This window comes from Streptomyces virginiae, from assembly GCF_041432505.1.
GTDB lineage: Bacteria > Actinomycetota > Actinomycetes > Streptomycetales > Streptomycetaceae > Streptomyces > Streptomyces virginiae_A.
In genome coordinates this window covers 323,562-349,353 of the sequence record NZ_CP107871.1, presented here as the reverse complement: position 1 = coordinate 349,353, position 25,792 = coordinate 323,562, and the positions used below count along the sequence as shown (strand labels likewise).

Here is a 25,792-nt window from a genome sequence, read left to right as displayed (position 1 = left end):
GAGTGCGCGGGCCGTGTTAGCGTGCGGGCATGCGCGCTCCCCTCGGGTCCTTCGACAACGCGGTGCCGGCTCCCGACTGCCTCGCGGAACTCGCCCCGCCCGTCGCCGAAGCGGTCCGCGGCTGGGCCGGGGACGTGCCCGCCGACCAGATCGTCTACGTGGACACCGACCCCGCGATCGCCGACACCGGCGCCTTCGTCGCGCACTACGGACCGGAACTCCTCGACACGTCGGCGAACTGCGTGGTGGTCGCCGCCAAGCGCGGCGGCGAGGTCACCCTCGCCGCCTGCCTCGTGCCCTCCGCCGGCCGGGTCGACGTCAACGGCGCGGTCCGGCGCCACCTGGGCGCGCGCAAGGTGTCCTTCGCGCCGATGGAGACGGCCGTGGAGCTGACGGGCATGGAGTACGGGGGCATCACCCCGCTCGGCCTGCCGGCCGACTGGCCGCTCCTGGTGGACGCGGCCGTCGCCGACATGCCGTACGTACTCGTCGGCAGCGGACGCCGGCGCGGCAAGCTCATCGCCCCCGGGAAGCTGTTCGGGCAGATCCCCGGGGCCGAACTCATCGAAGGCCTCGCGTTCCTCTGACGGCCGGGTACGGATCGGGGTCCAGGACCGGGTCCGGGCATCGGGCGTCGGGCGTCGGGCTCAGTCGATCCCGACGGTGTACGCGGCGCGGTAGCCGACCCCGTCGGGGGCGAGGGCCAGCGTCATCGCGGCGCCCGCGGCGCGGTAGCGGCTGTCACGGGCGTTGGGGTGCGCCGGCGCGCGGCGCTCCGTGTAGGGCGGGCGGGCGTACACCTGGATCAGCAGGTCCTCGGGGAAGAAGAACTGCGAGGTCGTCTCGGTGCGGCGGTCGGGGCGCACCTTGAAGTGGATGTGCGGTGCCAGCCCGGCGTACCAGCCGGGCACGATCGTGCGGAACGTACCGCGGCCGGCGCCGTCCGTGACCTGCGTACCGCGCAGGAACGTGGACCCACCGGTGGAGTAGGCCCCCGAGGCATCGGCGTGCCAGATGTCGACTGCCGCGTCCTTGACGGGCCGGCAGCCGTCGGAGACCCGTACGACGGTGAGGTCGAGCCGGAACGGCACCCCCTCGCGGCCCTCCGTGATGTCGGAGCGGACCCGGTCCAGGTCGAGGTAGTACGGGCCGGCGCCCGCCTTGACTGCGAGAACGCAGGCCGGGGTGCTGCCACCGGGCGACGGAGCGGCGGTCGGCGCCGAGGAAGGCTGCCCCGACGCCCCCCGGGTGGCGGCCGGGCCGGAACAGGCCGCCGTCAGCGCCGCGACCCCGGCCGACCCGGCAGCGAGCAGGAGGGCACGGCGGCTGGTCGGGGAACTGCCGTTCTCGGTCATGCGAACCTCTCCCGCGCGCGGCGCGACCGTCGCACGCGTACGCGCGCCGGCCACCGATCGCGCCCACCGTGCCGGACGGAACGCGTCGCGGCCATCACCGACACACCCGGCCGGGCAGACCGCACCGCCGTGGGGGATCGACACCCGAACGAGGACATGTTCCGATCTCGTTCGCACCTACGGTGGTGATGTCACGAGGAGCGGCAGGAACCGGAAAACGGACAAGGACAGGAGGAGGCCGATGGACCACTTCGCCCCCGAGGGGTACACCAGCGTCGCACCCTGGGTCGTCACCGACGACACGGGCGCACTGCTCGACTTCATCACCGCGGCGTTCGACGGCGAGGAGATCGCCCGGGTCGCCGTCGCGGACGGCAGCATCGGCCACGGCGAGATCCGGGTCGGCGACACGGTCGTCCTGGCCTTCGACCGGCGACCCGACTGGCCGGCCACGCCCTCCCTGCTCCGGATCTACGTGCGCGACGCGGACGCCGCGATGGCCGCTGCCGTGGCCCACGGAGCCCGTGTGATCACCGAAGCCTCCGACAGTGCGTGGGGGGACCGCGGGGGCCGGGTCAAGGACCCGTTCGGCAACATCTGGTGGGTGGTGAGCCGGGTCGAGGAGGTCCCGCCGGACGAGGCCTGGCGGCGCATGTCCGAACCGAAGTACGCCGCATCCATGAGCACGGCCCAGCGGACCCTGGACGCCGAACTCAGCGGCCGCGCCACGGGCGTGGCCAGCACCCCGCAGCGGCCGACGGACGGCACGGCCTGACGAGGACCATCGGATCGTCGTCCTCGTCCACCGGCGGCTCAGGTACGGCAGGTCCCGGCCGGCCATATGATCTTGTGGCCCCGGCTCACCGTGTGCCGGGACCGGCTTGTGGGGCGGGGGACGACCGACGGTGAAGCCACTCATGGCCGCCGTCCGTGGCGGCGACGCGCAAGCGGTGGACGCACTGCCGGCCGCAGGCGCCGACCCGGACACCGAAGACGAAGACGGCACTCCCGCACTCCGCCTGGTGGTCGAAGCCTTCGACCACCCGATCGTGGAGGTCCTCCTCCAGGCGTCGGCCGGGACGGAGTGCGCCGACAGCGCGGGCCGCACCCCGCTGCTGCGCGCGATCGAGCTCGGTGCATGCGACATCGTGGAGTCGCTCATCACCCACGGCGCCCGCCTGTGGGTCACGGACGCCCGGGGGCGCGACGCCCTGGAACTGGCCCGGTACTGGTACGGCAGGGACCTCGTCGCCGAGCTCCACCGCGCGACCGGCCTCCAGGGGCCGGTCGTTCGCCGCACCGTCCCGACCGATTCCGAGGCGTGGATCAGCGAGGAACTGTCCCTGGGCGGGCTCGCCTTCAGGACCGGGCACGCGGCGATACCGACCGGGCTGGAATGGCGCCACGGCATCGTGACGTCCTTCGACGAACTGCTGTCCCGCGCGCCGGCCGAACCGGACGTCGACCACGAGGTGTGGTGGGAGACGACCGCCGCACTCCACCAGCACCACGCGCATCACCACCGCACCGTCTGGGACGCGGCCGCGGCCCTGCGCCATCGGCCGGATCCGCTGGAACGACGCTTCGGCGCGGAGGTCATACGCGGGGGCATCCCGAGGCCCTCGCCGCAGCCGTGGAACGTACGGGGGACGAGGACGCGACGGTTCGCCGGACCGCATGCCACGTCCTGGTCGTCGCGCCCCCGCACGACCGGGCGGCCTCGGACTCACTCGCCGCCCGCCTCGCCGACCCGGACCCGCACGTGCGCGTGGAGGCAGCCGCACGGCCGGCGCTGCGGGACGATCCGCGAGGCGACGAGATCCTGCGTGAACTCGACCCCGCGGACCAGAACTCCCCTCACCACTGGCTGCTGTACGACGTGTACCGGCATCGGCGGCGCTGTTGACCCCTGGTCCGGCGGGGCTACCGTTGACGCTGTTGCGCGGGGACGGCGAAGGGGGAGCTTCATGCTGGACGAGGCGATGGTCGCGCTGGCCGCGTCGGTGGGGTCGGGTGTCGTGCAGGCGGCGGGAACCGACGCCTGGCAGGTCATGCGGAACCGGCTGGCCCGGGTGTTCGGCCGCGGGGACCGGCAGCAGGAGGCCGTCCAGCTGGAACGTCTGGACCGCACCGCGGCGGAGCTGACGGCAGCCGGGCAGGACGGCGACGAGCCGGAGGGCGACGAGCCGGCGGCGAACGGCAGCGAGGAGCGGGCCCGGCACGGCGCCGCCTGGCGGACCCGCACCGAGGACCTGCTGGACCAGCTCGACCCGGACGAACGGGCCGCGGTCGCGGCGGAGTTCCGGGCGCTGCTCGCCGCGGCCGCGGCGGCGCGCCCGACCGCCGGAGGAACCACCCGGAACACCTACTTCGGCCCGACGGCGGTGCAGTCCGGGGACGGCAACGTGCAGGTGAACCGGTTCGACTCCCGCCCGTGAGCGGGACGGAGCCCGACACGGGCGACGGCGGCGCCGCCGACGGTCGTCCCGGTGACACCTACCACGGCCCGTCCGGAGTACAGCGCGGCAGCGGGAACCTCCAGGTCAACGTGCACGAGCACCGCGTCGGCATCCTGTCGGCCTGCGCTGTCGCCCTGGTGTGCGTGGCCACCGTGATCGCCGTCCGGGTGGGCGGCACGGGCCAGGACTCCGGGGCGGGCGCCCCGTCCGGCGGGAGCTCGGCCCCGGCCACGGCTACGGCTCCTCGTACGGGCACGGCGGATCCGTCGGCCCTGACCGGGCGGCTGGTCAACCGCGACAGCGGGTTGTGCCTGCGGGTGTCGGGCACCGAGGACGACGTCGTCGCGGTGCAGGACACCTGCACGGCCGACGCCGACCGGACCTGGACGCTCGCCCAGCGGGACGGCGGCGGCGACACCCGCACGCTGCGCAACGCGTACAGCGGCCGATGCCTGGCCGTGGTCGGCCCGGAGAACCTGGCCCCCGTCAGGCAGTTCGCCTGCGCCACCGCCCACCACGACGAGCAACACTGGGAATTGCTGTGGGGGAGCGGTGACCGGGCCGACCATTTCGTACTGCGCAACGCCGTCACCGCGAGGTGCCTGCTGGTCCAGGGGCCCGGGGCGGGCCGGCCCGCGGCGCAGATCTCCTGCGGCGAGCAGTACGACGACCAGTGGTGGCACCTCGCCCCGTAGGCGTCGTCCCGTAGGGCACGTCCTGTCCCTGGGAGGTCGACCGTCGGCGGACGAGGCGCACCGATGTCGGTGCCGTCCCCTACCGTGCCCGGCATGAGGCACTGGATTCACGGGCCGCTCGGCCGGCTGCACGGTCAACTCCCGTACGACGAGGAGACCAATGTCGTCTTCTTCCGGGGCATGTCTCTGGACACGCTGACACGGGGACTCCTCGGCCTGCGGCGTCGGCCGCTCGCGTACGGCAAGGGCGCCGAGTGGGGGCTGGTGATGCACGACATGCTCGGCTGGGATGTCGGCGACACCGATCCCACCGACTACGAGAAGGTGTGTCCACCCGGCGGCGAACTGGCCGTGTTCGTCACCGAGCCGTGCAGCGCGAAGGCACACGGCCCCTGGTTCGCGTACTACCGCGGCGGACACCTGTGCACCGGCTTCAGCTTCGAGGCGCCGGGGGACCGGGTGGGTGAGGATCCCGACGTGCTGTTGCCCGCCCTCGTGGCGGCCGGCCTGGTCGGCCCCCACGCGCAACACGGTACGGAGGACTTCGAGGAACGGATCGTGCGGGCGATCACGGAAGCTCTCTCCCTTCCCGAACTCGAACTACCGTGACCTGAGGCGGTCAGGAGGAGCTGTCCTGCCGCCGGTGCGAGCGCACCAGTGTCCGCAGCATCGCCGCTCCCGCCACCACCGCGCACAGGTGCAGCACCACCGCGACGGCGGGGTGCTCGGGAGGGCGTGCGCCGGCCGGGTCGGCCAAGGCCAGGTACAGCGTGACCGGTAGCTTCCAGCCGCTCCAGGCGAACAGCGAGCCCGATCCGACCCAGCCGAGCACCAGCGGCACGGTGCGGGGCAACCGGGCCGGCCGTGCCCGGGTGATGACCCCGACGGCGGCGGAGCAGGCGAGCGCCCAGAAACCGGAGACCGCCCCCAGCACGTACCAGTCGGTGACCCGGTCGGCCGGGTGCGCGATACCCGCCGTGCCGCCGGCCGCCCAGTAGAGCCAGCACAGCCCCACCGTCGCACCGACCACGGCCGCCCAGGGCAGGGCCGTGCGCGGGCCGTCGCCGACCCGCCCCGCGAACGACGCGGGCCAACGCCGCCGCAGGTACGCGGGGACCGCGAGGGCCAGCCCCAGCCCCATCCCCAGAAAGCCGAACTGGACCAGTACGCCCTCCCAGACCGGCATGGCCGGATCGGCCGGATCTGCCGGATCGGCAGGACCCGCCGAATTCCCGGCCTCGCCGGGCGAGCCGCCGCCCGCGTCCAGGAGCGCGCCCAAGACGCCGAACGGGAGGATCGAGACGAGGAACCCCGACCCCACCCACACGCAGAACACGACGGGCCACCCCGGTATCCGCATGCCCCACGGCCGCACCAGCGCGAGCGCCGACGCGATCCCGATCGCGGCCATACCGACCGTGACGGCGTTGAGCACCACCCACTCCGCCATGCCGAACCCCTGGCCGACCGGCAGCAACCCCATGAGTGAGCCCACCACCCAGGACACCTTGATCAGCAGGTACGGCAACAGCGCCAAGGCGCCCCCGTAAGCCGCTCGTCGCCCGACCCGATCCCAGCGATCCACCTGAACTCCCCTTTCAGCAGCAGGAATTCCATCCTCGAAGGTCGACCCGAGCGGCCGCATCCCCCGCCTGTCGCACCTGCCTCCCCCATCCGGGGGAGGCGACGGGACACCAGGGGCCCGTCCACTCGGGCCGGGCGAGGGCGGCGCGCACGAAAATTTCACAACTCGGCGCGGCCGGCGCGCGGTACGCGCCGCCGCCGGTGTTCCGGCGGCTCGCCGCGGCCCGCCAGGACCCGCTCCGGAGCCGCCGCAGGGCCGGATCCGCAGGCGTCCGCGCTCCCGGCCCTCGCTCGGCGGGGTCGGTGGGCGGGTGTCCCGCTTGGCCTGAACCCGTTCGGTCGGCGGCGCGCTCGATGAGGGCCCCGCCAGCAGGGGGGGGCCGGGAACATGGCAGGCGGTGGCGGTGCGGGCCGTGGAGCGGCGTCGCGTTCGCCCCCGAGGCCGGTACCGGCGAGCGGTCCGGGTGCGGCGGGAAATAGAGGTCCCGGGGTCACCCGCGCGTCGGGCGGGGGCGGCCGGCCGGCCGAAGGGTGGCGCGCGCGGGCTGTTCGGGGTCCGCCCGACCGGGCCGTGCCTACGTCATGTGCGGAGCACCTTTGCTCAATCATGACCGCGACATGGCAGGGATGTTACGCGTCCGTGGGCCTCTTGTGGGTGAGAGAGGGGTGGGTCAACCTTTCGTAGCGACAGCCCGTCGAGCTTCGCATTGTCATGGTCATGCCCATGTCTATGGCGATGTCCGTGATCGTACGGCTGCCGCTCCGCCCGCAGTGCCCACCCAGAGGAGGACCCCCCACATGTCCGTGATGCGTCACACCCGCCGGAGGCTCGCCGGCATCAGCGCGACCGCCGTCGTCGCCCTCGCACTCGGCGCGGCCGCCGCGTTACCCGCCTCGGCGGCCGACAACGGCCCGCAGGGCGTCATCGAGAACGCCGGCGCCGCCGGGACCGTCTCCGGCAGCTACATCGTGACCCTGAAGGACTCCGCCGCCCGCTCCACCGCGGACAGCGGCAAGGCCGTCGCCAAGCGGTACGGCGCGAAGATCGACAAGACGTACAGCGCCGCCCTCAACGGCTACTCCGTCGAGGTCTCCGAGGCGCAGGCGAAGAAGCTCGCCGCCGACCCGGCGGTCAAGTCCGTCGTGCAGAACCGTGTCTTCACCGTCGACGCGACCCAGCCCAACCCGCCGTCCTGGGGCCTGGACCGCATCGACCAGCGCGCGCTCCCGCTCAACCAGAGCTACACCTACCCGGACAAGGCCGGCGAGGGCGTCACCGCCTACATCATCGACACCGGTGTCCGCATCACACACCAGGACTTCGGCACCCGCGCCTCCTACGGCTACGACGCCATCGACAACGACAACACCGCCCAGGACGGCCACGGCCACGGCACGCACGTCGCCGGCACCGTCGCGGGCGGCGCGTACGGCGTGGCCAAGAAGGCCAAGATCGTCGGCGTCCGCGTGCTCGACAACAACGGCAGCGGCACGACGGCCCAGGTCGTCGCGGGCATCGACTGGGTGACCCGCAACGCGGTCAAGCCGGCGGTGGCCAACATGTCGCTCGGCGGCGGCGCGGACTCCGCGCTCGACACCGCCGTGCGCAACTCCATCGCCTCCGGCATCACCTACGGCGTCGCCGCGGGCAACGAGTCCACCAACGCGTCGACGAAGTCCCCGGCGCGCGTCGCCGAGGCCATCACGGTCGGCGCCACCACCAACACCGACGCCAAGGCCAGTTACTCCAACTACGGCACGGTCCTGGACATCTTCGCGCCGGGCTCGTCCATCACCTCCTCGTGGGGCACCGGCGACACGGCCACCAACACCATCTCCGGCACCTCGATGGCCACCCCGCACGTGGTCGGCGCGGCCGCGCTGTACCTGGCGCAGAACCCGGCGAGCACCCCGGCCCAGGTCCGCGACGGCCTGGTGAGCGCCGCGACCCCGAACGTGGTCACCAGCCCCGGCACGGGATCGCCGAACCTGCTGCTCAACGTCGGTGAGGGCGGCACCGTCCCGCCCGGCAAGCGGTTCGAGAACACCGCCGACTACGCGATCAACGACAACGCCACCGTCGAGTCGCCCGTCACCGTGGGCGGGGTCGCCGGCAACGCCCCGGCGTCACTCGCCGTCGCGGTCGACATCAAGCACACCTACATCGGTGACCTCAAGGTGGACCTGGTCGCGCCCGACGGCACCGTCTACACCCTCCACAACCGCAGCGGCGGCAGCGCGGACAACATCATCAAGACCTTCACGGTCAACGCCTCCGCCGAGGTGGCCAACGGAGTGTGGAAGCTCCGCGTGAACGACAACGCCAACGTCGACACCGGCAAGATCGACTCCTGGGCGCTGCAGTTCTGAGATCGGGAACGGCGCGTGACTTCTGAGTCGCGATGAACAGGCGGGGGCGACCACAGGGCGGTCGCCCCCGCCGCTGCGCGCCCACGTCCAGGGCGTCCGACGGTCCCGCCGACGTCGCGGCGGATGGCGAGCCGTCGATTGTTCGAGCCGAGAGGGTGTCCGGGATCAGCGTCACGACGTGGGGGAACACGGGCCGGGGTGAGGCGTTCGGGCCCGGTCGGCGACCACGACGACAGAGACGGCGATACCACCAGAGGTCAGCACGCATTGCCGGGCTGGTACGGGCGAAGAGCCCGTGGACCGACTCGGCGGCGGGTCCTCCCAGATGTGAGGAGCGTGTTGCTGGGCGCGCAGGTCGCCGGGCCGTCTACGCGGCATCGGCGGTGCTCGGATACCAGCGCCGGATCCAGCGGCGGCGCCGGCACCACCAGCCCCTCGATGATCAGCAGCGCGTCCCGACCCCCGGTGAACTCCTTCGAGACACCGTTCGGCTTTGTGGCACCATGTGCGGCATGACGATCAACCGAAAGGTCCATGCCGCGTAGACGGCCAGGACGCATCCGGGCAGGCATCCCGGACCGGCAGCAGTCACCTCTCTCGAGGCAGGCCATCGACCGCCTCTCCTCACGAACGCTGTCCGAGGTCGTTCACCTTGAACGCACGCGGAACTATCTCCGGCCCGGGGACATCAGCGCGGCATTGCGTCTGTGGAAGGACTACGTCCACCGGCCCACGCGCGAGCTCTGGCACGATGAGGAGTTCGGCAACGTCCACCGGTACTGCTGCGGCAACCCGTTCGAAGGCCGTGCCCTGCTCGACGGCGTGATCCGAGCACTGTCACCTCGCGGAGCCCGCGAACTCCGCACGATCATCGAAGAGCTCGACGCTTTCATGGGCCCGCCCGATCCAGCAGCAGACCGCCGAAGGTGAAGGACAAGCTCAGCGAGGTCCGAAAACAAAAGGCAAGGAGATGGACCACTCCTTGCCACTCTCAAGATATAGCGCAACGGGGGGCTTGCGGCAAGGCCCCCGTCGTCCCGCAGACTCTCCCACCGACAGAGCGAAATCCGGGATTCACGAATTCTGTGCGCCCCTATCGGCATACGGATTTCGTGCGACGTGCTGATGGGGGAATTGCGATGATCGACGTGATCGTTGTCGGCGGCGGGCCGACCGGTCTGATGCTGGCCTGCGAGTTGCGGTTGCACGGTGTGCGCGTGCTCGTGCTGGAGAGGGAGACGGAGCCGACTCCGTTCGTCCGCGCGCTCGGCCTGCACGTGCGCAGCATCGAGGTGATGGCCCAGCGCGGCCTGCTGGAGCGGTTCCTCGAGCACGGCCGGCGCTTCGAGGTCGGCGGCTTCTTCGCCGGCCTCGGCACGTCCTGGCCCGACGGGATGGACACCGCCCACTCGTACGTCCTCGGCATCCCCCAGCCCGTCACCGATCGCCTGCTGTCCGAGCGCGCCACCGAGCTCGGTGCCGAGATCCGGCGCGGCCACGAGCTGGTCGGGCTGAGCCAGGACCAGGACGGGGTGAGCGTCGAGCTGGGAGACGGTACGCGGCTGCGTTCGCGCCACCTCGTCGGCTGCGACGGCGGCCGCAGTACGGTGCGCAAACTGCTCGGCATCGGCTTCCCCGGCGAGCCCTCCCGGGTCGAGACGCTGCTCGGCGAGATGGAGTTGACCGCGGAGCCCGACACGCTGGCCGCCGTGATGGCCGAGGTACGCAAGACACACCTGCGGTTCGGCGCCGCGCCCCTCGGGAACGGCGTGTACCGCGTCGTCGTACCGGCCGAGGGGGTGGCCGAGGACCGGGCCGCCGCGCCGACCTTCGAGGAGTTCAAGCAACGGTTGCGGGCCGTCGGCGGTACCGACTTCGGTGCCCACTCACCGCGTCGGCTGTCGCGGTTCGGCGATGCCACCCGGCAGGCCGAGCGCTACCGGGTCGGCCGGGTGCTGTTGGCCGGTGACGCGGCGCACATCCACCCGCCCACCGGTGGCCAAGGCCTCAACCTCGGGATCCAGGACGCCTTCAACCTCGGCTGGAAACTGGCCGCCGAGGTGGCCGGCTGGGCGCCGGAAGGCCTGTTGGACACCTACGAGGCCGAACGCCACCCGGTGGCCGCCGACGTACTCGACAACACCCGCGCGCAGATGGAGCTGATGTCCACGGAACCCGGGGCAAGGGCGGTGCGCCGGCTGCTGTCCGAGCTGATGGAGTTCGAGAACGTCAACCGGTACCTGATCGAGAAGATCACCGCCATCGGGATCCGCTACGACCTCGGCGAGGGCCACGAACTGCTCGGTCGGCGGATGCGGGACATCACGCTGAAGCGGGGGAGTCTCTACGAGTTGACGCACGAGGGCCGCGGACTCCTGCTGGACCGGACCGGTCGGCTCTCGGTGACCGGCTGGGCCGACCGGATCGACCATGTCGTCGACGACAGCGAGGACGTGGACGTGCCCGCGGTGCTGCTCCGCCCGGACGGGCATGTCGCCTGGGTCGGCGCCGACCAGCGGGATCTGATCGACCGGGTGCCCGTGTGGTTCGGCGCCCCCAACCGCTAGGTTGTGACGCGTACCAGCCGTTTTCGGCCGGACGGGCCGAGAGTGGCCGTCCGGGCACCCCGTGGAGCAGCACATGTCAGTGACCCGCAGACCGCGCACGGATGCGGTGCTGCCTGTCGGCTGGGCCCTCACCCTCGCCTTCGACGTCCTGGCCACCGCTCTCGCGTCCCTCGCCCTGTGCGCCGTCGGCCTCCTGCTGCCCGGGATCACGGAGGACCACGGCCCTACCACCGGTCCCACCTCGCCCACGGCCCTCGCCGTCTTCGCGACCGCTTTCGCCCTGATCGCCTCCCTGGCCGGGACCGCGACCCTGCTGTCACGGGCCGGGGGCGGCCGGGCCCGCGCCCTCGCGCTGGGGCTCGCGGCCGGGCGTCTCGCGCTGCTGGGGACCGCCGCCGCGACCTTCGTCGCGTACGGCATCCTCACGGTCGAGCCCTGAGGGAGCGAGCCGCTCCGGACACCACCCCGCCGGCCCTGCTCGACGGGGTGGTCGGGCTGTAAGCCCGCTCGCCGAACCCCGCAACCCGGCGGCGTCGGCCCCTCTGATCGGCACCGCGGGGAGCCGATCAGGTGGCCGGCGTGCGCGGAATCCGCGGGGCGTCCTGGGGCAGGTCCTGCGGGACCGTGGCCGCCCCGTCGGCGCGTACGGCGTCCACCACGGCCTGGTGCAGCACGCGGCTGAACTCCTCCGATTCGCAGCGCACCGGGCTGCCGGTCACCGTGAACCAGTCCGAGCCGCCCGTGTACTGGACCGCCACCTGGGCCTCCGGACTCGACCAGGTGGTGTGCACGGTCAGGTCCCCGCTGAGGACACCCGCCTCGTCGGTGCGTACTCCGCCGCGTCCGGCGAAGACTCCTGTCGTCGTCCACGAAGCCCAGGTCATGGCGCATCGCCCCTCACCGCGGAGTGCCTCTGATGCTTCCACGCTACGGCGGGACCGCGATTCCCGCGTCCTCTCGGCGGTGCTGGATGCTCGGGCGGCCCGATGGCGGGGCTCACCGGCCCGGATCAGTGGCCCGCGGCGGCCTTGACCAGGGCTACCGCGGTGCCGATGGCCGCGTCCAGGGTGCCCGCCAGCAGCGCCAGGCCCGTGCCGCCCCCCATGCGGACGCCGCCGTACCAGCCCCAGGTGAACAGCCCGGCGACGCTCACCCCGGCCGACAGCAGCAGGGCGGTGTCCACCTCCATCAGCCCCAGCGCCGCCGAGCCGATCAGGACCAGCGGTCCCGCGGCGGACAGCAGCAGAGGGCTGCTGACGGACAACATGCGGCGCAGCTCGTGGCCGGTCGCCAGCCGACCGTGGACGACCCGGTGGGCCTGCTGGTCCGCGACCAGCGCGGCCAGCCACAGGCCCACGGCGGCGGTCACCACGGTCGCGGCGGCTCCGGTGGCGCTGATGTGCTCGGAGCTCGCGAGCCCGATCACCACCGAGATCATGGTGATGGTGGCGTACAGCCGCTCCTTCAGCCGGGCGGCGGCGAACCGCGGATCACGATCGAAGGCCTGCTCGTCGTCCGCTCCGGGAGCGGCGCCGCCGGGGGACCCGGCCGGGGGCGTCTCGTCAGGGGCCATGGCGCCTACCGTAGGGCCGGCCGACGGCCCTGCCCCGCAGGCGAGCGGGCAGCGCGTCGTCCGGGCCGCACGCTGCCGCCCCTCCGGCTCGACCAGCCCTACCCCGGACGCGCCCGCCTGTCATCCCGCACTGTTCCGGATCCCCTGGTACCGGCCGCCGTTGCTACGTTCCCGAGCGCGGGCCCACACCACTGCGCGCCGGCACCGAGGCCATCGGCCGGGACCCGGCGGTGAGGTCCTCGCGTCAGGCGCCCCGCTGTTCCCCGGTCCCACCGGCCGGGTCCGCGCGACCGGTTCGGCGTAGGACGGCGGGCGTGGTGCCGTACCAGCGCTGGACCGCCCGGCGCAGGGCGCGCGCGTCGGCGTACCCGCTGCGGGCGGCGATCGCGTCGATGCTGAGGTCGGTGCCGTGCAGCAGCCGGGTGATGTGGTCCCGGCGCGCGGCCTCGATCTCGTTGCTCCACGTGGTGTCGTGCTCGTCGAGGCGGCGCTGGAGGGTCCGCGGACTGACGGACATCCGCCGTGCCACCGCGGGCAGCGTGGGAACGGTCTCGTCGTGGACGGAGGTCAGCGCGGTGCGGAAGAGGTCCAGCCAGTTGTGCAGCGGGATCGCTGCGGCGAGGGTCTGATCGGCGTGTCTCCGCAGCACGTTCGACAGCCCCGGCTGCGCGTGCGGTGTCGGCCCGGTCAGGTCGGAGGCGAGGAAGGTGAGGGAGCTGCTCGGGGCCTCGAACTCGATGTTCGCGGTGCCGTACAGCTCGATCAGGGCGTCGTGCCGGCGCGGTGTCCTCGCGGCCAGGGTGACCCGTAGGGGGACGAGACGGCGCCGTGCGGCCGCGCTGAGCCGCCGTTGGTACAGGCCGAGCGCGAAGGCGCGGATGGCGCAGGCCGGTTCGTAGCTCTGGTCCGCCTCGTTGACATGGGTGAGGACGATCTGCTCGCCGTCCTCGGTGATGCGCAAGGTGTCGGTGCCGGGGTCGGCGACGACCGCGAGGTAGGTGGCGGCGTCCCGGATCCCTTCGAGCGGAGTGGGCGCCGAGGTGATCAGGTAGTCCCAGACGCCGAGGGCGCCGACGCCCGACTGCTGGGCCAGCAGCAGCGCCAACTCGGTCCAGGGAACGCGCACGGTCGTCAGTTCCGCGATGCGGATGCCGGTGGCCGCGGGCGTCCGGTACAGGTCGTCGTGGAGATGCTCGGGCGCCAGGCCCAGCAGGTGCGCGTACCCGTGCGCGGGTACGTCGAACAGGCGCGCCGCGGTGACGCTCAGCCGGGTGATGGCCGAGGAGTTGGTGCCCTGGTGTGCTTGCGTGATCACAGGGTCTGAGCATAGACGAGCGGGAAATTCCGCTTCATCCGGCCGACATGGCGCTGAATGTCCCCAACTCGGCGTGTGCGGTCTCCCCGTGGCGCGGACGGTCCCCTGGCCGGCGTGAGCTGCCCTGGGCCTGGCGGTTTGTGCGGCCCTAGCGTGGTGATCGTCCCCGCGGGGTGCGGACGGCCGGGCCGTCGGCCGGGTGCGCCGCACCGAAGTGCCGCCGTCCGAAGGCGGCGTGTCCTACGGGGAGCCTGCCGCCGATCCGTATCACGAGGAGTGCCAGTGGAGTTGACCCGAGACGATTTCGCGCTCGCCGCTTCGGTGCCGGCCCCGGCGTGATGTCGGGCAGGCCCGGTGAACGCACTGCCCCGGACGGGGGTCTGGGCAGTGCGAAGCATCGAGTCCGGCCGGGCACGGCCCACGGCCGGCGGCCTGCGCCGGTCCGTCGAGGAGCACCGACCCGCACGGGGGTGGGTGGGGTCAGTGCGGAATGCTGTCGATCAACTCTCGGGCACCCTGGCGGAGGAGCGCGACGGCCACAGATGTGCCGAGGGTGGCCGGGTCGAGGCGGCCCGCCCACTCGTGCGCGTTCAGGACCACCTTGCCGTCCGGTGAGAACACACAGGCGCGGAGGGAGAGATCCCTTCCGCGTTCCGCCCGCGCGTAGCCGGCGATCGGGCTGTTGCAGTGGCCCTGCAGGACGTGCAGGAGCATCCGCTCGGCGACCGTCTCGCGGTGCGTGTCCGGGTGGCCGAGGGCGCTGACGGTGTCGATGAGCCTGCTGTCGTCCTCCCGGCACTGGAGCGCGAGGACGCCGGCGCCGATCGGCGGCATGAGGGTGTCCACCGGGACGATCTGCGTGATGACGTCCGCGCGGCCGATGCGGTGGAGGCCGGCGACGGCCAGGAGGAGCGCGTCCGCCTCACCGGCGGCGAGTTTCTCCAGGCGCCGGTTGGCGTTCCCGCGCATCGGTACGCATTCCACGTGTGGGTACGCGGCGGCGAGCTGGGCGATCCGGCGCACGGAGGAGGTCCCGACGCGGGTGCCGGGCGGGAGCCGGTCGAGGGTGAGCCCGTCCGGGTGGATCAGGGCGTCACGGATGTCGTCGCGTTCCAGGAACGCCGCGAAGACGGTCCCGGCGGGCAGCGGGCGGTCGGCCGGGACGTCCTTGACGCAGTGCACGGCGAGATCGGCCTCACCCGCGAGGATCGCTGCGTCGACCTCCTTGGTGAAGGCGCCCTTGCCCTCGACCTGTGAGAGGTCCCCCATCCACTTGTCGCCGGTGGTCTTCACCGGCAGGACGGTGGTCCTGATCCCCGGGTGGAGTGCGGCGAGCTCGGCGCGGACGCGCTCCACCTGGGCCAGGGCCATCGGCGAATCGCGGGAGACGATACGGATCAGATCAGCGGGCATGCGGGCACGATACGCCCTCGGACCGTACCGGCGGGCATCGGCGCCGGAGGCCATGACCCGTGACTCGAAAGGAAGTTGGCGACCTCGGGAACACGTTCGATGGACCTGACGCGCCACGGTCGGTCACCCTCGTACGGAACGGCCCACGGCGTCGTTCCGCCCCGCCGAGCGCGCCCGGAGACCCGAGGGGCGCGGCGCGCGTGCCTGCGCCCCGTACTCCTGCTGGAATGGCTGCTTCGGCGGTCCGTGACGAGGAGGTCCGTTGCCGGAACGTGGCGGGAGGCCCACCGGGCCCGAGGGGGTGTGGGCCCGTGTCCGGGCGGCCGAGGCCGCAGTGGGGCAGATCGGTACGACGCTCGACGCGGTGACGACATGCCAGGAACTGGCCGGATTCCTGTCCCGGAACGTGTGCGACGCGGCCGCCGTGGACCTCCTCACGGAGGACGGCGCTCCGCACCGTGTGGCGACGGCGGGGGCCGTGGGGCTGCTCACGGCAGGGGCCGGCGCCTCACCCTCGGTACGGGCCTCCGACGGCGGACACCCGCTCTCCGAGTGGGCGACGGTCGCCGGTGGCGTCCCCGTCCACGTCCTCTCCGTCCCGCTGCCGGACGGGGACCGGGTCCACGGAACGGTGACCGCCGTACGGGCCCGGGTCGGGTTCGGTGACCACGAGGCGGCGACGGTCCACTTCACGGCCCGGCTGGCGGCGGTGCACCTGCGCCACGCGCGGGAACTGGCCGCCACGGAGGACACCGTCTCGCACCTCCAGCGGGCGCTCGTGGCGGAGCCGGGCCGGCCGCACCCCAACCTGGAGGTGGCCGGCCGCTATCTACCGGCCGGCCCGCGGGCGCTGGTGGGCGGCGACTGGTTCGAGACGATCCGCCTCCACTACGGCCGCACCCTGCTGGTGGTCGGAGACGTGATGGGCCACGGGCTCGACGCGGCCGTGGACATGAACGCCTACCGCTCCACCCTGCGTGACGTGGCCTCCACGGACCTCGCCCCGCACCGGGTCCTGCGCCGCCTCGACGCCCTGGCCGCCGAGGACGCGGCCCGCAGACCCGCCACCTGCCTGCTCGTACGCGTCGACCCCGCACGCGGCGTCGCGATGTTCGCGGGCGCCGGCCATCTGCCGCCGGCGGTCTTCGGGGCCGACGGATCGGCCTCGCTGGTCGACCTCCCGGTCGGCCCGCCGCTGGGCACCGGCGTCGGCGGCTACGAGGCCGTCACACGCGCGATCACCCCACAGGAGACCCTGCTGATGTTCACCGACGGGCTGGTGGAACGGCGCGGCGAGGACATCGACGTCTCCCTGGCCCGGCTGGTCGGAGTGCGACCCCCCGTCGGCGCCGGGGTGGACGCGGTGGTGGACGCCGTAGTGGCGGGCCTCGACGCCCGGCACGCCGAGGACGACGTCGCCGTACTCGCCGCCCGGGCCCGCCCCCGCCCGCCCACGGACCCCGGGGCCGTGGCCTCCGGCATGCCCCGAGCGGCGGGCGAACCTACGGTGGGACGGTGAGCCATCGCCTCGCCTGCGTCGCCCTGACCGGGACCCTGTGCGCGACGGCGTTGTCATGCACAGGGACGAGATCCCAGCCGCACGTCCAGGTCGTGCCCGAACCGGTGGTGAAGACCCTGTCCGCGCACGTCACAGCCGTACCCCCGGAGAAGCTGGGCACCACCCACCGCACCGGATGCCCCGTGCCACCCGAGCGGCTGCGCCTCGTCCGGATGAACCACTGGGGCTTCGACGGGAAGGTGCACAGCGGCGAGCTGGTCGTCCACGAGGACGCGGTCGCCCCCGTGCTGCGGGCCTTCGGCCAGGCCTTCGCCGCCCGCTTCCCGATCCGCCGCATGCGCGTCATGGCCGAGTACGGCGGCAGCGACGCCGCAGCGATGGCCGACGACAACACCTCCGCCTTCAACTGCCGGCAGGTCACCGGAGACCCGGGGCGGCTGTCCCGCCACTCCTGGGGCGACGCCATCGACATCAACCCGGTCGAGAACCCGTACGTCGACGTCCGCGGCACCAGCCATCCCCCGAACGGCCGCACCTACCTCGACCGCGACCGCCCCCGCCCCGGAATGATCACCCTGGACGGGGTCGTCACCCGGGCCTTCCGGGAGATCGGCTGGTACTGGGGCGGCCGCTGGAGCCCCCCGGACTACCAGCACTTCTCCGAGGAGGGCGGCTGACACCGGCCCGGCAGGGCGACACCGCCGGCCTCAGCCGCCCGGTGCGAAGGTCACCGGCAGGCACTCGGGACCGCGCAGCCCGCCCGGGCGCCGACGGATCCCGTCCGCGCCCGTGTCGAGGGCGAGCCCGGGGAGCCGGCGCAGGACCGTACCGATGGCGATCTGACCCTCCAAGCGGGCCAGCGGCGCCCCCAGGCAGTAGTGGATGCCGTGCCCGAACGCGAGGTGGGCGTTGTCCTGCCGGGTGATGTCGAGGCGGTCGGGGTCGGAGAACCGCTTCGGATCGCGGTCGGCGACCGCCGAGCCGATCAACACGGTCGCCCCGCGCGGGACGGCCACCCCGGCGATCACCACGTCCTCGCGCGCGAACCGCGCGATCCCCGGGCTCACCGGACCGTCGTAGCGGAGGAACTCCTCGATCGCACCCGGCAGCAGGCCGGGGTCGCAGCGCAGCAGCTCGAACTGGTCCGGGTGGGCCAGCAGCGTGGCGATCCCCGTGCCGATCAGATTGACCGTGGTGATGTAACCGGCCACCAGCAGCAGGAACACCATCGCGATCAACTCGTCCTCGCTCAGCCGCTGTTCCGCGTCGCGGGCGGCGACCAGGTCGCTGAGCAGATCGTCGCCGGGGTGCGCCCGCTTCGCGTGGACGAGCCCGGTCAGGTACGCGCGCATGTGCTGCCACGCCTCGTTCACCACGGCGGGGTCGGGCGGCTCCGTACCACGCCTGAGCATCCGGTCGGTCCAGCCCTGGAAGTCGTGCCGCTCGTCCACCGGAACCCCGAGCAGCTCGCCGATCACCGTGACGGGGAGCGGAAGCGCGAAGTCCGCCACCAGGTCGGCGCGGCCGGCCGGGACGACCGCGTCCAGCAGATCGTCGGCGACGGCCTGGATCCGCGGCCGCATCTGCGCCACGCGGCGGGCGGTGAACGCCTTGGAGACCAGGCGGCGCAGTCGGGTGTGGTCGGGCGGGTCGCTGCGGAGCATGTTGCTCAGCATCGAATCGCTTTCCGTGTCCGGCAGTTGTGCCAGGAGCCGACCGTCCGAGGCATCGCGTACGTCGCTGCTGAGTCGGGAGTCGGACAGGGCCGCGAGTCCGTCCTCGTAGCGGGTGACGAGCCAAGCCTCCAGGCCGCCCGCGGCGACGACGCGGCGCACGGGGCCGTCCTCGCGCAATTGCCGGTACAGCGGGAACGGATCCGCCAGGAAGGCCGGGTCGCCGTACGGCAGGAGGGTCGGCCGCTGCTCACCCGTGTGCTCACTCATGACGCCTCCCGAGTGGGTCGTCCGTGCTTCGGTCTCCGGTGAGGTGGAGCGGGGTGGGTCGAGCTCAGCGGAGCGATTCCTTCGGGGGACGCTCGCGCAGGGCCCCGTAGGCGAGGAAATAGGCGGGCAGCCGGTTCAGCCGGCGCGAGTCGGTGAGCAGCTCGGTCAGCCGCTTCGCACGCTCGGGATCTCCGAACGCGGCACGGCCGGCCAGCAGCGGCCCGATGACCTTGGCGTGCGCGAGGCGCTGGAGCCCCTGCGTCGCCACGGTGGTGGGCAGCCGCCGGCACTGCACCCGGCGTACGTCCCGGAGCCCCACGGTGCCCTCGCGCAACGGGCCCACCAAGTGACGGGCCGCCGCCACCGCGTCCTGCACGGCGAGGTTGATGCCGATGCCGAACACCGGCGACATGGCATGCGCGGCGTCCCCGATGCACAGCAGCCCCGGGCGGTGCCAGCGGCGCAGCCGGTCGAGCCGGACGTCCAACAGTTTGACCTCGTCCCAGGATGTGACGGCATCGGCCCGGTCGGCCAACCAGGGCACCGCCTCCGTGAACTGCCCCATGAACGCCTCCAGGCCCTCGGCGCGGCGCCCGACGTCGGAACCCTTGGGGATGAGCGCGGCGCACTGCCAGTAGTCGCCGCGGTCGATCAGGGCGACGAACAGCCTGTCCCCGATGCCGCCGACGAGCCCGCTGGGGTCCCCCTCACGCCGCGGCACCCGGAACCACCAGGCGTCCATGGGGCACGGGAACTCCTCCAGCCCGAGCTCGGGCAGCGCCCTGGCCAGCGAGCCGCGCCCGTCGCAGGCCACGGTCAACGAGGCCCGCAGCTCGCCGGTGTCGCCGTCCGCGGTCCGGTAGCGCACGCCCGTGACCCGTCCGCGCTCGACGAGGAAGGACGTCGCCTCGGTGTTCATGCGCAGACGGAAGGAGGGCTCGCGGCGCGCTTCGTCGGCGAGCAGGTCCAGCAGGTCCCACTGCGGCACCATCGCGATGTAGTTGTACTTCCCCCGCAGCGCCCCGATGTCCCCGACCGTGACGAGGGACCGGTCAGGCCCGATGGGCAGTTGCACCGAGCTGACCCGTCGCTGCGGCAGCCGGGCGAAGCGCTCGGCCAGGCCGATGTCGTCCAGCAGCGACAGGGTGGACGGGTGCACGGTGTCGCCGCGGAAGTCGCGCAGGAAGTCGCCGTGCTTCTCCAACACGGTCACCTCCACCCCGGCCCGGGCCAGCAACAGGGCCAGCACCATCCCGGCGGGCCCGCCGCCCACCACACAGCAGGTGGTCCGTTCCACGCGCCCCACTCCCTTCGCCGACTCGGGTGCCCCGGACGACGTATACCGCACCCGCGGCGCGGGCGGCGGCGACACGGGGCAGCCATCCGGGTTCCGTACGACGCTCCCGCCGACCGCGTACCCGGCCTAGGGGGTGTCTTGCCGATCAGGGCGGGCTCGCGGCGCCCGGCACCGCGCCTCGCCGCGTTGTCCTCGGTCGGCGACGCTCCGCGTCGCCTCCCTCGTCCGCCTTGCGATACACGGCACCGACCACCGCTCCCTGTTCCGCCCCGATCGACAAGACACCCCCTAGGCCGTGATCCAGTAGCGCCGGACGGGACCGTGTTCGGTGTCCCGGATGCCTTCCAGGAGGCCGCCGTGTCGCTCGATCGTCCTCACCGAGGCGAGGTTGTCGACCGCGCAGACCATCAGCACCCGGTCCAGGCCGAGGGCCCACGCCTCGGTCAGCATCCGGCCCAGGGCCCAGGTGGCCAGCCCGCGCCGACGCGAGGACGGCCGGATCCCGTAGCCGATGTGGCCGAACTGCGGCACCTGATCGTCGAGCCCGTGCCGCAGCGCGATCCCGCCGAGCACCCGGTCGCCCTCGACGATCCATCGGTAGGTGCAACCCCGGCCGGTCCCGGCCGCTTTCGGACCGTCGGCCAGCCGCGCGACCCACGTCGCGAACCCGGTCGGGGAGTCGACCTCGTCGGCCGGCTCCAGCCCGAATCCGTCCTCGTGGAGGCCCGGGCCCCACTCGTCATGGGCCTCCAGCCAGGCGGAGCGCAGGTGGGTGGTGGGCGCGACCAGTTCAGGCATACGGCGACGATACCGATCCGGTGCATCGGGCTCGCACCCGAGTGTCCCCGCCCCCGTACAGGTCGGGGAGATGTGGTGAAGAGGCCCGGTGAATGGGGTGGTTACCGCCCCGGCCTGCGTCCGGGCGGGGACGATGAGGGGACGAACGGTACGAAGAGGAGGCTCCGTATGAGGGCACGTCACTTACGCACCCTGTCCGTCGCCGGCGCGGTCGCGCTGGTCTCGCTCGTCTCCACCACACCCGCTCAGGCCCTGCCCGCCTGCCCCGCCAAGGCGATCTGTCTGTGGCGGTACCAGGACGGCACCGGGGAGCTCTATGTCTGGCGGGGCGGCTACGTGAACCTTCCCAGCAGGTTCGTGGACCACGTGGGGTCCTTCCGGGCCAACCGGAGCGGGGCCTTCATCGACTGGGCGACCGGCAAGGACTGCCGGCCGGTCCGCGTCGGCGACTACGCGAGCAACTACAGCGGCCGCTTCGGCTCGAAGATCGACGCCGTGGGCGACACCTGCTGACCCCGGATATCGTCAGGTGGGGGCCGGGCTCAGTAGCGCAGGGCCGTGCCGGTCTGCGCCGTCACCGTGCCCGACAGTTTGTGCGTACTACGGGCCGTTCCCTGCCCGGTGCCCTTCCCGGCGACGTCCGTGATCGTCACGACCACGGTGTCGACGAGGTTGCCGCTCTCGTCCTTGAACTCCACCTGCACCGCGAAGGACTTCGTCGCGTCATCGGTGTTCCGGGCCGTCACGGGGACTGTCGTGTACCCGTCTCCGTCGGTGGCCACCGCACCCAAGGACACCTGGTCCTTGGCATCGACCCCGTTCTTCACCTCGGCGAGCTTGCCCTTCGCCACGGCGGCGGCCGACTCGGCGGCCTTCCCGGCCTCGGCGGCGGCCGACGAGACCGCCTCACCCGCCGACTTCACCGCCGACGCGGCGCTCGACACGGCCTCGGACGGGGTGCCGTCACCGTCGGAACAGCCCGCGGCGCCGAACGCCACCACCGACAGCACCACCGCACCTGCCGCACCACGCATCCACGCGACCGCCGTCACCATGCCTCCATGGGTGTTCCGGTTCCGGACCTTGGGACCTCCCAGTCAAAGGCCCGGCGGCCCGGATGCCCACTGGTCCGGGCATCCGGGTGAGTGCCTACGGCGGCCGGGGACCTCAAGGGCGTCCGGCGGCGAGACGGTGTTCGTGGACCCGCAGCTGGAGAGCGGCGAGGTCCAGCAGGGGAGTGGCCACGCCCAGCGCGCGGGCGCGCAGGGTGAGGTCGGTCAGGACGTGGTCGGCCTCCGTCGGCGCTCCGGCGACGAGGTCGCGGTACAGGGACGGGGTGAGCGGGGAGCCGGGGGTCGTGACGGTCGAGGTGGTGAAGGCGAGCTCCGCATCCGTCACCGGGTGGCCCGCGGCCCGGGCCACCGCCGTGGTCTCCGAGATCAGCGCCGCGGCCAGGTCCGACCCGCCCGGAACGGCGTTCACCTCGCCGACCGTGCCGCGCATCAGACAGGTCAGGGCGACGAGCGTCGAGATGAAGACCCACTTGTGCCACATGGCCGCGACGATGTCCTGCGTCGCCGGCGAATCGATGCCGGCCTCGGCCAGTACGCCGCGGATCGAGTCCACCCGGGCCGACGGTCGTGCGTCGAGCTCGCCGGTCAGGATGACCGCGGGCGGAGCCATGCGGAGGATGTCGCCGTCCTCGTTCAAGGTGGTGACCACCTTCGCGACACCGCCGAGGACCGCTCCGGCCCCGAGGCGCGCGACGAGCGCGTCGAGGTGGGCGACCCCGTTGAGCAGGGGAACGACGGCGGTGTCCGGGCCGACGGCGGGTTCGATGTCCGCCAGGGCCGTCCGCAGGGCGGTCGCCTTCACCGAGAGGAGTACGAGGTCGTACGGTCCGCCCACGGCGCCGGCCGTCACCAGACGCGGTGTGAGGTCGAGCTCCTCCCCTTGGCCGACCACGCGCAGGCCGCGGGCCTCCAGGGCCTTCGCGCGGGCCGGTCGCACCAGGAAGGAGACGTCCTGACCCGCTGTCGCGAGCCGCGCGCCGAAGAAGCCGCCGACGGCGCCGGCGCCGACCGTGAGGATCCTCATGAAGGGGTGCCTTTCGTGGGAGGGAAGGGGAGCGGTCCGGTCAGGTCCGGCCCGCACCGAGCGGGCTGTCGTCGGCCGGAGTCCGGGCCGAGCGCGGCGTGTACCGGGAGACCGCCACACCGGCCAGGCAGAGCGCCCCGCCGAGGAGGGTCAGCCACGCCGGTACCTCGCCCAGGAGGGCCCAGCTCAGCAGCACGACGATGGCCGGGACGGCGTACGTGGTCGCGCCCAGCTTTCCGGCGGGCATGCGCGCCAGGGCGTAGGTCCAGGTGGTGAACGCGAGGGCGGTCGGGACCACACCCAGGTAGACCATGTTCAAGGTCGCGGACATCGGTGCCTCGGGCAGTTCCGCGAACAGTTGGCCCGAGAAGGGCAGGCAGGCCACGGTTCCCGTGAGGCAGGCGAAGGTGGTGACCTGCAGGGGAGTGCCGTAGGAGAGCGCGGGCTTCTGGGCGATGACGCCGGTCGCGTACGCCACCGCCGCGAGCAGGCAGAGTACGACGCCGAGCACCGAGGTGGAGCCGCCGTCCCCGGACGACATGGACAGGCCCACGACCACCGCTCCGGCGAAGGAGACGGCCATGCCGACCAGGAGACGCGGGGGCAGTGCCTCGCCGAGGAGGCGGGCCGCGAGGAGCGCCATGAGGATCGGCCCGGTGTTCACGAGCAGCGACGCGGTGCCCGCGTCGACCAGCCGCTCACCCCAGTTCAGGACGATCGTGTAGCCGCAGAACCACACGACACCGGACACCAGGATCCCGCGCCAGGCCTCGCGGGGCGGCAGGCCCTGCCGACTGATCAGGAGCAGCACCACGAGGACCAGGGAGGCCGCCAGCAGTCGGCCGAGGGCCAGGGCGCCGGGCGAGTACGCGGCTCCCGCGCTGCGGATGGAGACGAAGGCGGAGGCCCAGGCGAACACCGTGAAGGTGACGGCGCCGACGGTGAGGACGCCGGGCGGGATCGAACTCGAGCGGAACGTCATGAGCCCACCCTACGACCGCAACATTTCGGTGTCGACCGAATTGATGCGTCTTCCTGTCCGGAGCCGCACCTCAGCTCCACGCCTCCGGTGTCAGCCCCAGCAGTTCACCGAAGGCCCGCTCCCCGGCGTCGGTCACCTCCAGGGCCCGCCCGCCACCCGTCGGGCGCACCACCCACTCCTCCGCGGTCGCCCGCGCGCACAGCCGCGCCCCGGCGAGGCCGCCCAGGTGGCGGCGCCGCTCGGTCCAGTCCAGGCAGGAGCTCGCCAGCCGCCTGCGCCCCTCTCCGGCCAGGCTGATGCCGGCGTCGGCGCACCAGACCCGGCCGGCCTCCGTCAGCTCGAACACGTCGTCCGTGCGCAGCAGTCCGCGCCGCTCCATCGCGTCGGTCACCGCCATGCCGAGCCGCCCGGCGAAGTGGTCGTAGCAGGTCCGGGCGCGGGCCAGCGGGTCCGGCGCGGCGACCACGGGCACGGCGTGCGCCGCGTCCCGGTCCGGAACGGCGTGCGAGGCGAGCTCGTCGAGCAGGCGGGCCGTCGCTCCGTCGGCGATGCGCACATAGCTGTGGCGGCCCTGTCGCTCGGTCACGCAGATGCCCACGTCGAGCAGCCGGGTCAGGTGGCCGCTGATGGTGGAGGGTGCCACCGAGGTGATGCGGGCCAGCTCGCCCGCGGTCCAGGCACGCCCCTCCAGGAGCGTCATGCAGATCGCCGCCCGTGTCTCGTCGGCCAGGGCGGCGGCGAAGGCGGCCAGCAGTGCCGCGGGAGCCGCTCCGCCCACGGGGGCCGCTCCACCCGCGGGCGTCGAACCGGGATGCGTTGCGTTCATACGTCCAGGATGCCCCATGATTTCGGTAAACAGCGAACGATCTGTGCGCGATGAGGTCCCCTGTCGCGACCGGGGGTCCGCCCGCCACACTGAGGGCTGCGGGGCAGAACGCCCCCGTCACGAGGAGGTGGTGGGGTGTTGTCGTCGGGTGATCCCACGGAGCGGCCGTCCCCGGTCGTACGGCCCGAGGTGTGGGAGACGTACGGGCCGGCCGATCTCAGCGCCGTTCCGGTCTTCGCCGGAGGGTTCATCAACTTCGGCTACTGGAAGGCGGTCGACCTCGGGCAGCCGCTGTCGCAGGACGACCGGATCCGCAGCGAGCGGGACCTCTACCGGCACGTGCTCGACGCCGTGGCCCCCGAAGGCGGCAGGGCCGTCGAGGTCGGCTGCGGTCTCGGTCTCGGGTGCGCGCTCGCGCTGGAGGAGTACGGGCCCACGGCCGTCACCGGGGTGGACATCCATCCCCAGCAGCTCCGACGGGCCCGCGAAGCCAACTCCCCGCTCCTCGCGGCCCAGCCGCACCGGCTGACCTTCGCGCTCGGGGCCGCGGAGGAGCTGCCGTTGGGCGACGCGGAGTTCGACTGCCTCTACAGCGTCGAGGCGGCGCAGCACTTCCCGGACCTGACCGCCTTCGCGCGGGAGGCGGCGAGAGTGTTGGGCCCGGGTGGTCGGGCGGCGGTCACCAGCTTCTTCACCGTGGAGGGTGCGCCCGAGCCCGCGAAGCGGCTCGCGGGGCTGCTCGACTCCTTCGCCAGCGGGCTGGACATCGCGCGGCCGGTGTCCCGGCTCACCGATGCGCTCACCGAAGCGGGCTTCGCCGACGTCGAGGTCACCTCGATCGGTCCGCAGGTCTGGCCGGGCTGGGACCGCTGGCTCGCCCGCCTCTGGGCGCCGGGCACCTGGCCCCGGAACTTCCTTGCCGCCTGGGAGCAACAGATCCTGGACTACTACCTGGTGACGGCCACCCACCCGTAGGCCGCCGCTGTCAGTGGCTCCGCC

Annotated in this window: 26 protein-coding genes; 13 read left to right on the top strand and 13 right to left on the bottom strand. The window is 72.8% G+C overall.

Features of this window, described 5'->3' with window-relative positions:
• The first annotated feature begins 29 nt into the window (after positions 1-29).
• On the top strand, positions 30-587 hold the full coding sequence (locus OG624_RS01650; RefSeq protein ID WP_371587036.1) for a YbaK/EbsC family protein: 558 nt from the start codon (positions 30-32) through the stop codon (positions 585-587).
• Positions 588-647: 60 nt separating this feature from the next.
• Here OG624_RS01650 and OG624_RS01645 read toward each other — a convergent pair whose 3' ends face one another.
• Positions 648-1,355 carry an intradiol ring-cleavage dioxygenase gene (locus OG624_RS01645; RefSeq protein WP_371587035.1) on the bottom strand — a complete coding sequence of 236 codons (708 nt, stop codon included), beginning with the start codon at positions 1,353-1,355 and terminating at the stop codon, positions 648-650.
• Between the two features lie 241 nt (positions 1,356-1,596).
• Between OG624_RS01645 and OG624_RS01640 the strand changes: the two genes are divergently transcribed.
• The 4 genes from OG624_RS01640 (at position 1,597) to OG624_RS01625 (ending at position 5,118) form a co-directional block, all read left to right on the top strand.
• Entirely contained in the window at positions 1,597-2,130 is a 534-nt protein-coding gene (locus tag OG624_RS01640) for a VOC family protein (protein ID WP_033224257.1), read from the top strand.
• 142 nt (positions 2,131-2,272) lie between these two features.
• Positions 2,273-3,793 (top strand): ankyrin repeat domain-containing protein, encoded by a 1,521-nt coding sequence (locus OG624_RS01635; RefSeq protein ID WP_371638925.1) that lies wholly within the window; start codon positions 2,273-2,275, stop codon positions 3,791-3,793.
• Complete coding sequence (locus tag OG624_RS01630; protein ID WP_371638924.1) at positions 3,790-4,509, top strand: RICIN domain-containing protein; 720 nt, start codon at positions 3,790-3,792, stop codon at positions 4,507-4,509. Before OG624_RS01635 ends, OG624_RS01630 begins: the two co-directional genes overlap by 4 nt.
• Positions 4,510-4,602: 93 nt before the next feature.
• Positions 4,603-5,118 carry a hypothetical protein gene (locus tag OG624_RS01625; protein ID WP_371638923.1) on the top strand — a complete coding sequence of 172 codons (516 nt, stop codon included), beginning with the start codon at positions 4,603-4,605 and terminating at the stop codon, positions 5,116-5,118.
• A gap of 10 nt (positions 5,119-5,128) precedes the next feature.
• Here OG624_RS01625 and OG624_RS01620 read toward each other — a convergent pair whose 3' ends face one another.
• Positions 5,129-6,094: a hypothetical protein gene (locus OG624_RS01620; RefSeq protein ID WP_033224258.1), complete on the bottom strand. Its 966-nt coding sequence runs from the start codon at positions 6,092-6,094 to the stop codon at positions 5,129-5,131.
• 797 nt (positions 6,095-6,891) lie between these two features.
• Between OG624_RS01620 and OG624_RS01615 the strand changes: the two genes are divergently transcribed.
• From OG624_RS01615 to OG624_RS01600, 4 genes are all read left to right on the top strand, one after another.
• A complete protein-coding gene (locus OG624_RS01615) occupies positions 6,892-8,463 on the top strand; it encodes a S8 family peptidase (protein ID WP_033224259.1) in 1,572 nt (523 codons plus the stop codon).
• Positions 8,464-9,162: 699 nt separating this feature from the next.
• A complete protein-coding gene (locus tag OG624_RS01610; RefSeq protein ID WP_352165147.1) occupies positions 9,163-9,393 on the top strand; it encodes a hypothetical protein in 231 nt (76 codons plus the stop codon).
• Positions 9,390-11,030, top strand: a complete 1,641-nt coding sequence (gene rox, locus OG624_RS01605; RefSeq protein ID WP_371638922.1) for a rifampin monooxygenase — start codon at positions 9,390-9,392, stop codon at positions 11,028-11,030. Before OG624_RS01610 ends, rox begins: the two co-directional genes overlap by 4 nt.
• A 73-nt stretch (positions 11,031-11,103) precedes the next feature.
• Positions 11,104-11,469, top strand: coding sequence for a hypothetical protein (locus tag OG624_RS01600; protein ID WP_158711917.1), 366 nt, complete (start codon positions 11,104-11,106; stop codon positions 11,467-11,469).
• A 127-nt stretch (positions 11,470-11,596) separates the two neighbouring features.
• On the opposite strand, the gene OG624_RS01595 is transcribed toward OG624_RS01600, so the two are convergent.
• From OG624_RS01595 to hemC, 4 genes are all read right to left on the bottom strand, one after another.
• Positions 11,597-11,914, bottom strand: a complete 318-nt coding sequence (locus tag OG624_RS01595; protein WP_033224262.1) for a hypothetical protein — start codon at positions 11,912-11,914, stop codon at positions 11,597-11,599.
• A 125-nt stretch (positions 11,915-12,039) separates the two neighbouring features.
• The gene (locus tag OG624_RS01590; RefSeq protein WP_266356097.1) at positions 12,040-12,603 is read right to left on the bottom strand and encodes a hypothetical protein; all 564 of its coding nucleotides are present in this window, start codon (positions 12,601-12,603) and stop codon (positions 12,040-12,042) included.
• 244 nt (positions 12,604-12,847) lie between these two features.
• A complete protein-coding gene (locus OG624_RS01585) occupies positions 12,848-13,918 on the bottom strand; it encodes an AraC family transcriptional regulator (protein WP_033224263.1) in 1,071 nt (356 codons plus the stop codon).
• Between the two features lie 480 nt (positions 13,919-14,398).
• Positions 14,399-15,331, bottom strand: coding sequence for a hydroxymethylbilane synthase (gene hemC / locus OG624_RS01580; protein WP_371638921.1), 933 nt, complete (start codon positions 15,329-15,331; stop codon positions 14,399-14,401).
• A gap of 262 nt (positions 15,332-15,593) precedes the next feature.
• On the opposite strand from hemC, the gene OG624_RS01575 reads away from it, so the two are divergent.
• On the top strand, positions 15,594-16,850 hold the full coding sequence (locus OG624_RS01575; protein ID WP_371638920.1) for a PP2C family protein-serine/threonine phosphatase: 1,257 nt from the start codon (positions 15,594-15,596) through the stop codon (positions 16,848-16,850).
• On the top strand, positions 16,847-17,527 hold the full coding sequence (locus OG624_RS01570; RefSeq protein WP_371638919.1) for a M15 family metallopeptidase: 681 nt from the start codon (positions 16,847-16,849) through the stop codon (positions 17,525-17,527). The genes OG624_RS01575 and OG624_RS01570 overlap by 4 nt, the downstream gene beginning before the upstream one ends.
• A 30-nt stretch (positions 17,528-17,557) precedes the next feature.
• Here the strand turns inward: OG624_RS01570 and OG624_RS01565 are convergent, their stop codons facing one another.
• The 3 genes from OG624_RS01565 to OG624_RS01555 form a co-directional block, all read right to left on the bottom strand.
• The gene (locus tag OG624_RS01565; RefSeq protein ID WP_033224266.1) at positions 17,558-18,793 is read right to left on the bottom strand and encodes a cytochrome P450 family protein; all 1,236 of its coding nucleotides are present in this window, start codon (positions 18,791-18,793) and stop codon (positions 17,558-17,560) included.
• 64 nt (positions 18,794-18,857) lie between these two features.
• Positions 18,858-20,090: an FAD-dependent oxidoreductase gene (locus tag OG624_RS01560; RefSeq protein ID WP_326746797.1), complete on the bottom strand. Its 1,233-nt coding sequence runs from the start codon at positions 20,088-20,090 to the stop codon at positions 18,858-18,860.
• 288 nt (positions 20,091-20,378) lie between these two features.
• The gene (locus tag OG624_RS01555) at positions 20,379-20,888 is read right to left on the bottom strand and encodes a GNAT family N-acetyltransferase (protein WP_352163251.1); all 510 of its coding nucleotides are present in this window, start codon (positions 20,886-20,888) and stop codon (positions 20,379-20,381) included.
• 168 nt (positions 20,889-21,056) lie between these two features.
• Here OG624_RS01555 and OG624_RS01550 point away from each other — a divergent pair, with 168 nt between their 5' ends.
• Complete coding sequence (locus OG624_RS01550; protein ID WP_033224268.1) at positions 21,057-21,401, top strand: peptidase inhibitor family I36 protein; 345 nt, start codon at positions 21,057-21,059, stop codon at positions 21,399-21,401.
• A 29-nt stretch (positions 21,402-21,430) separates the two neighbouring features.
• On the opposite strand, the gene OG624_RS01545 is transcribed toward OG624_RS01550, so the two are convergent.
• The 4 genes from OG624_RS01545 to OG624_RS01530 all read right to left on the bottom strand — a co-directional run bounded on the left by OG624_RS01545 (position 21,431) and on the right by OG624_RS01530 (position 24,793).
• The gene (locus tag OG624_RS01545) at positions 21,431-21,943 is read right to left on the bottom strand and encodes a hypothetical protein (RefSeq protein ID WP_237545523.1); all 513 of its coding nucleotides are present in this window, start codon (positions 21,941-21,943) and stop codon (positions 21,431-21,433) included.
• Positions 21,944-22,055: 112 nt separating this feature from the next.
• Positions 22,056-22,985, bottom strand: coding sequence for a 2-dehydropantoate 2-reductase (locus OG624_RS01540; protein ID WP_371638918.1), 930 nt, complete (start codon positions 22,983-22,985; stop codon positions 22,056-22,058).
• 40 nt (positions 22,986-23,025) lie between these two features.
• Positions 23,026-23,967 carry a DMT family transporter gene (locus OG624_RS01535; RefSeq protein WP_266356116.1) on the bottom strand — a complete coding sequence of 314 codons (942 nt, stop codon included), beginning with the start codon at positions 23,965-23,967 and terminating at the stop codon, positions 23,026-23,028.
• Between the two features lie 70 nt (positions 23,968-24,037).
• Positions 24,038-24,793: an ArsR/SmtB family transcription factor gene (locus OG624_RS01530; protein WP_161291700.1), complete on the bottom strand. Its 756-nt coding sequence runs from the start codon at positions 24,791-24,793 to the stop codon at positions 24,038-24,040.
• Between the two features lie 135 nt (positions 24,794-24,928).
• On the opposite strand from OG624_RS01530, the gene OG624_RS01525 reads away from it, so the two are divergent.
• A complete protein-coding gene (locus OG624_RS01525; RefSeq protein WP_371638917.1) occupies positions 24,929-25,768 on the top strand; it encodes a class I SAM-dependent methyltransferase in 840 nt (279 codons plus the stop codon).
• The last annotated feature ends 24 nt before the right edge of the window (positions 25,769-25,792 follow it).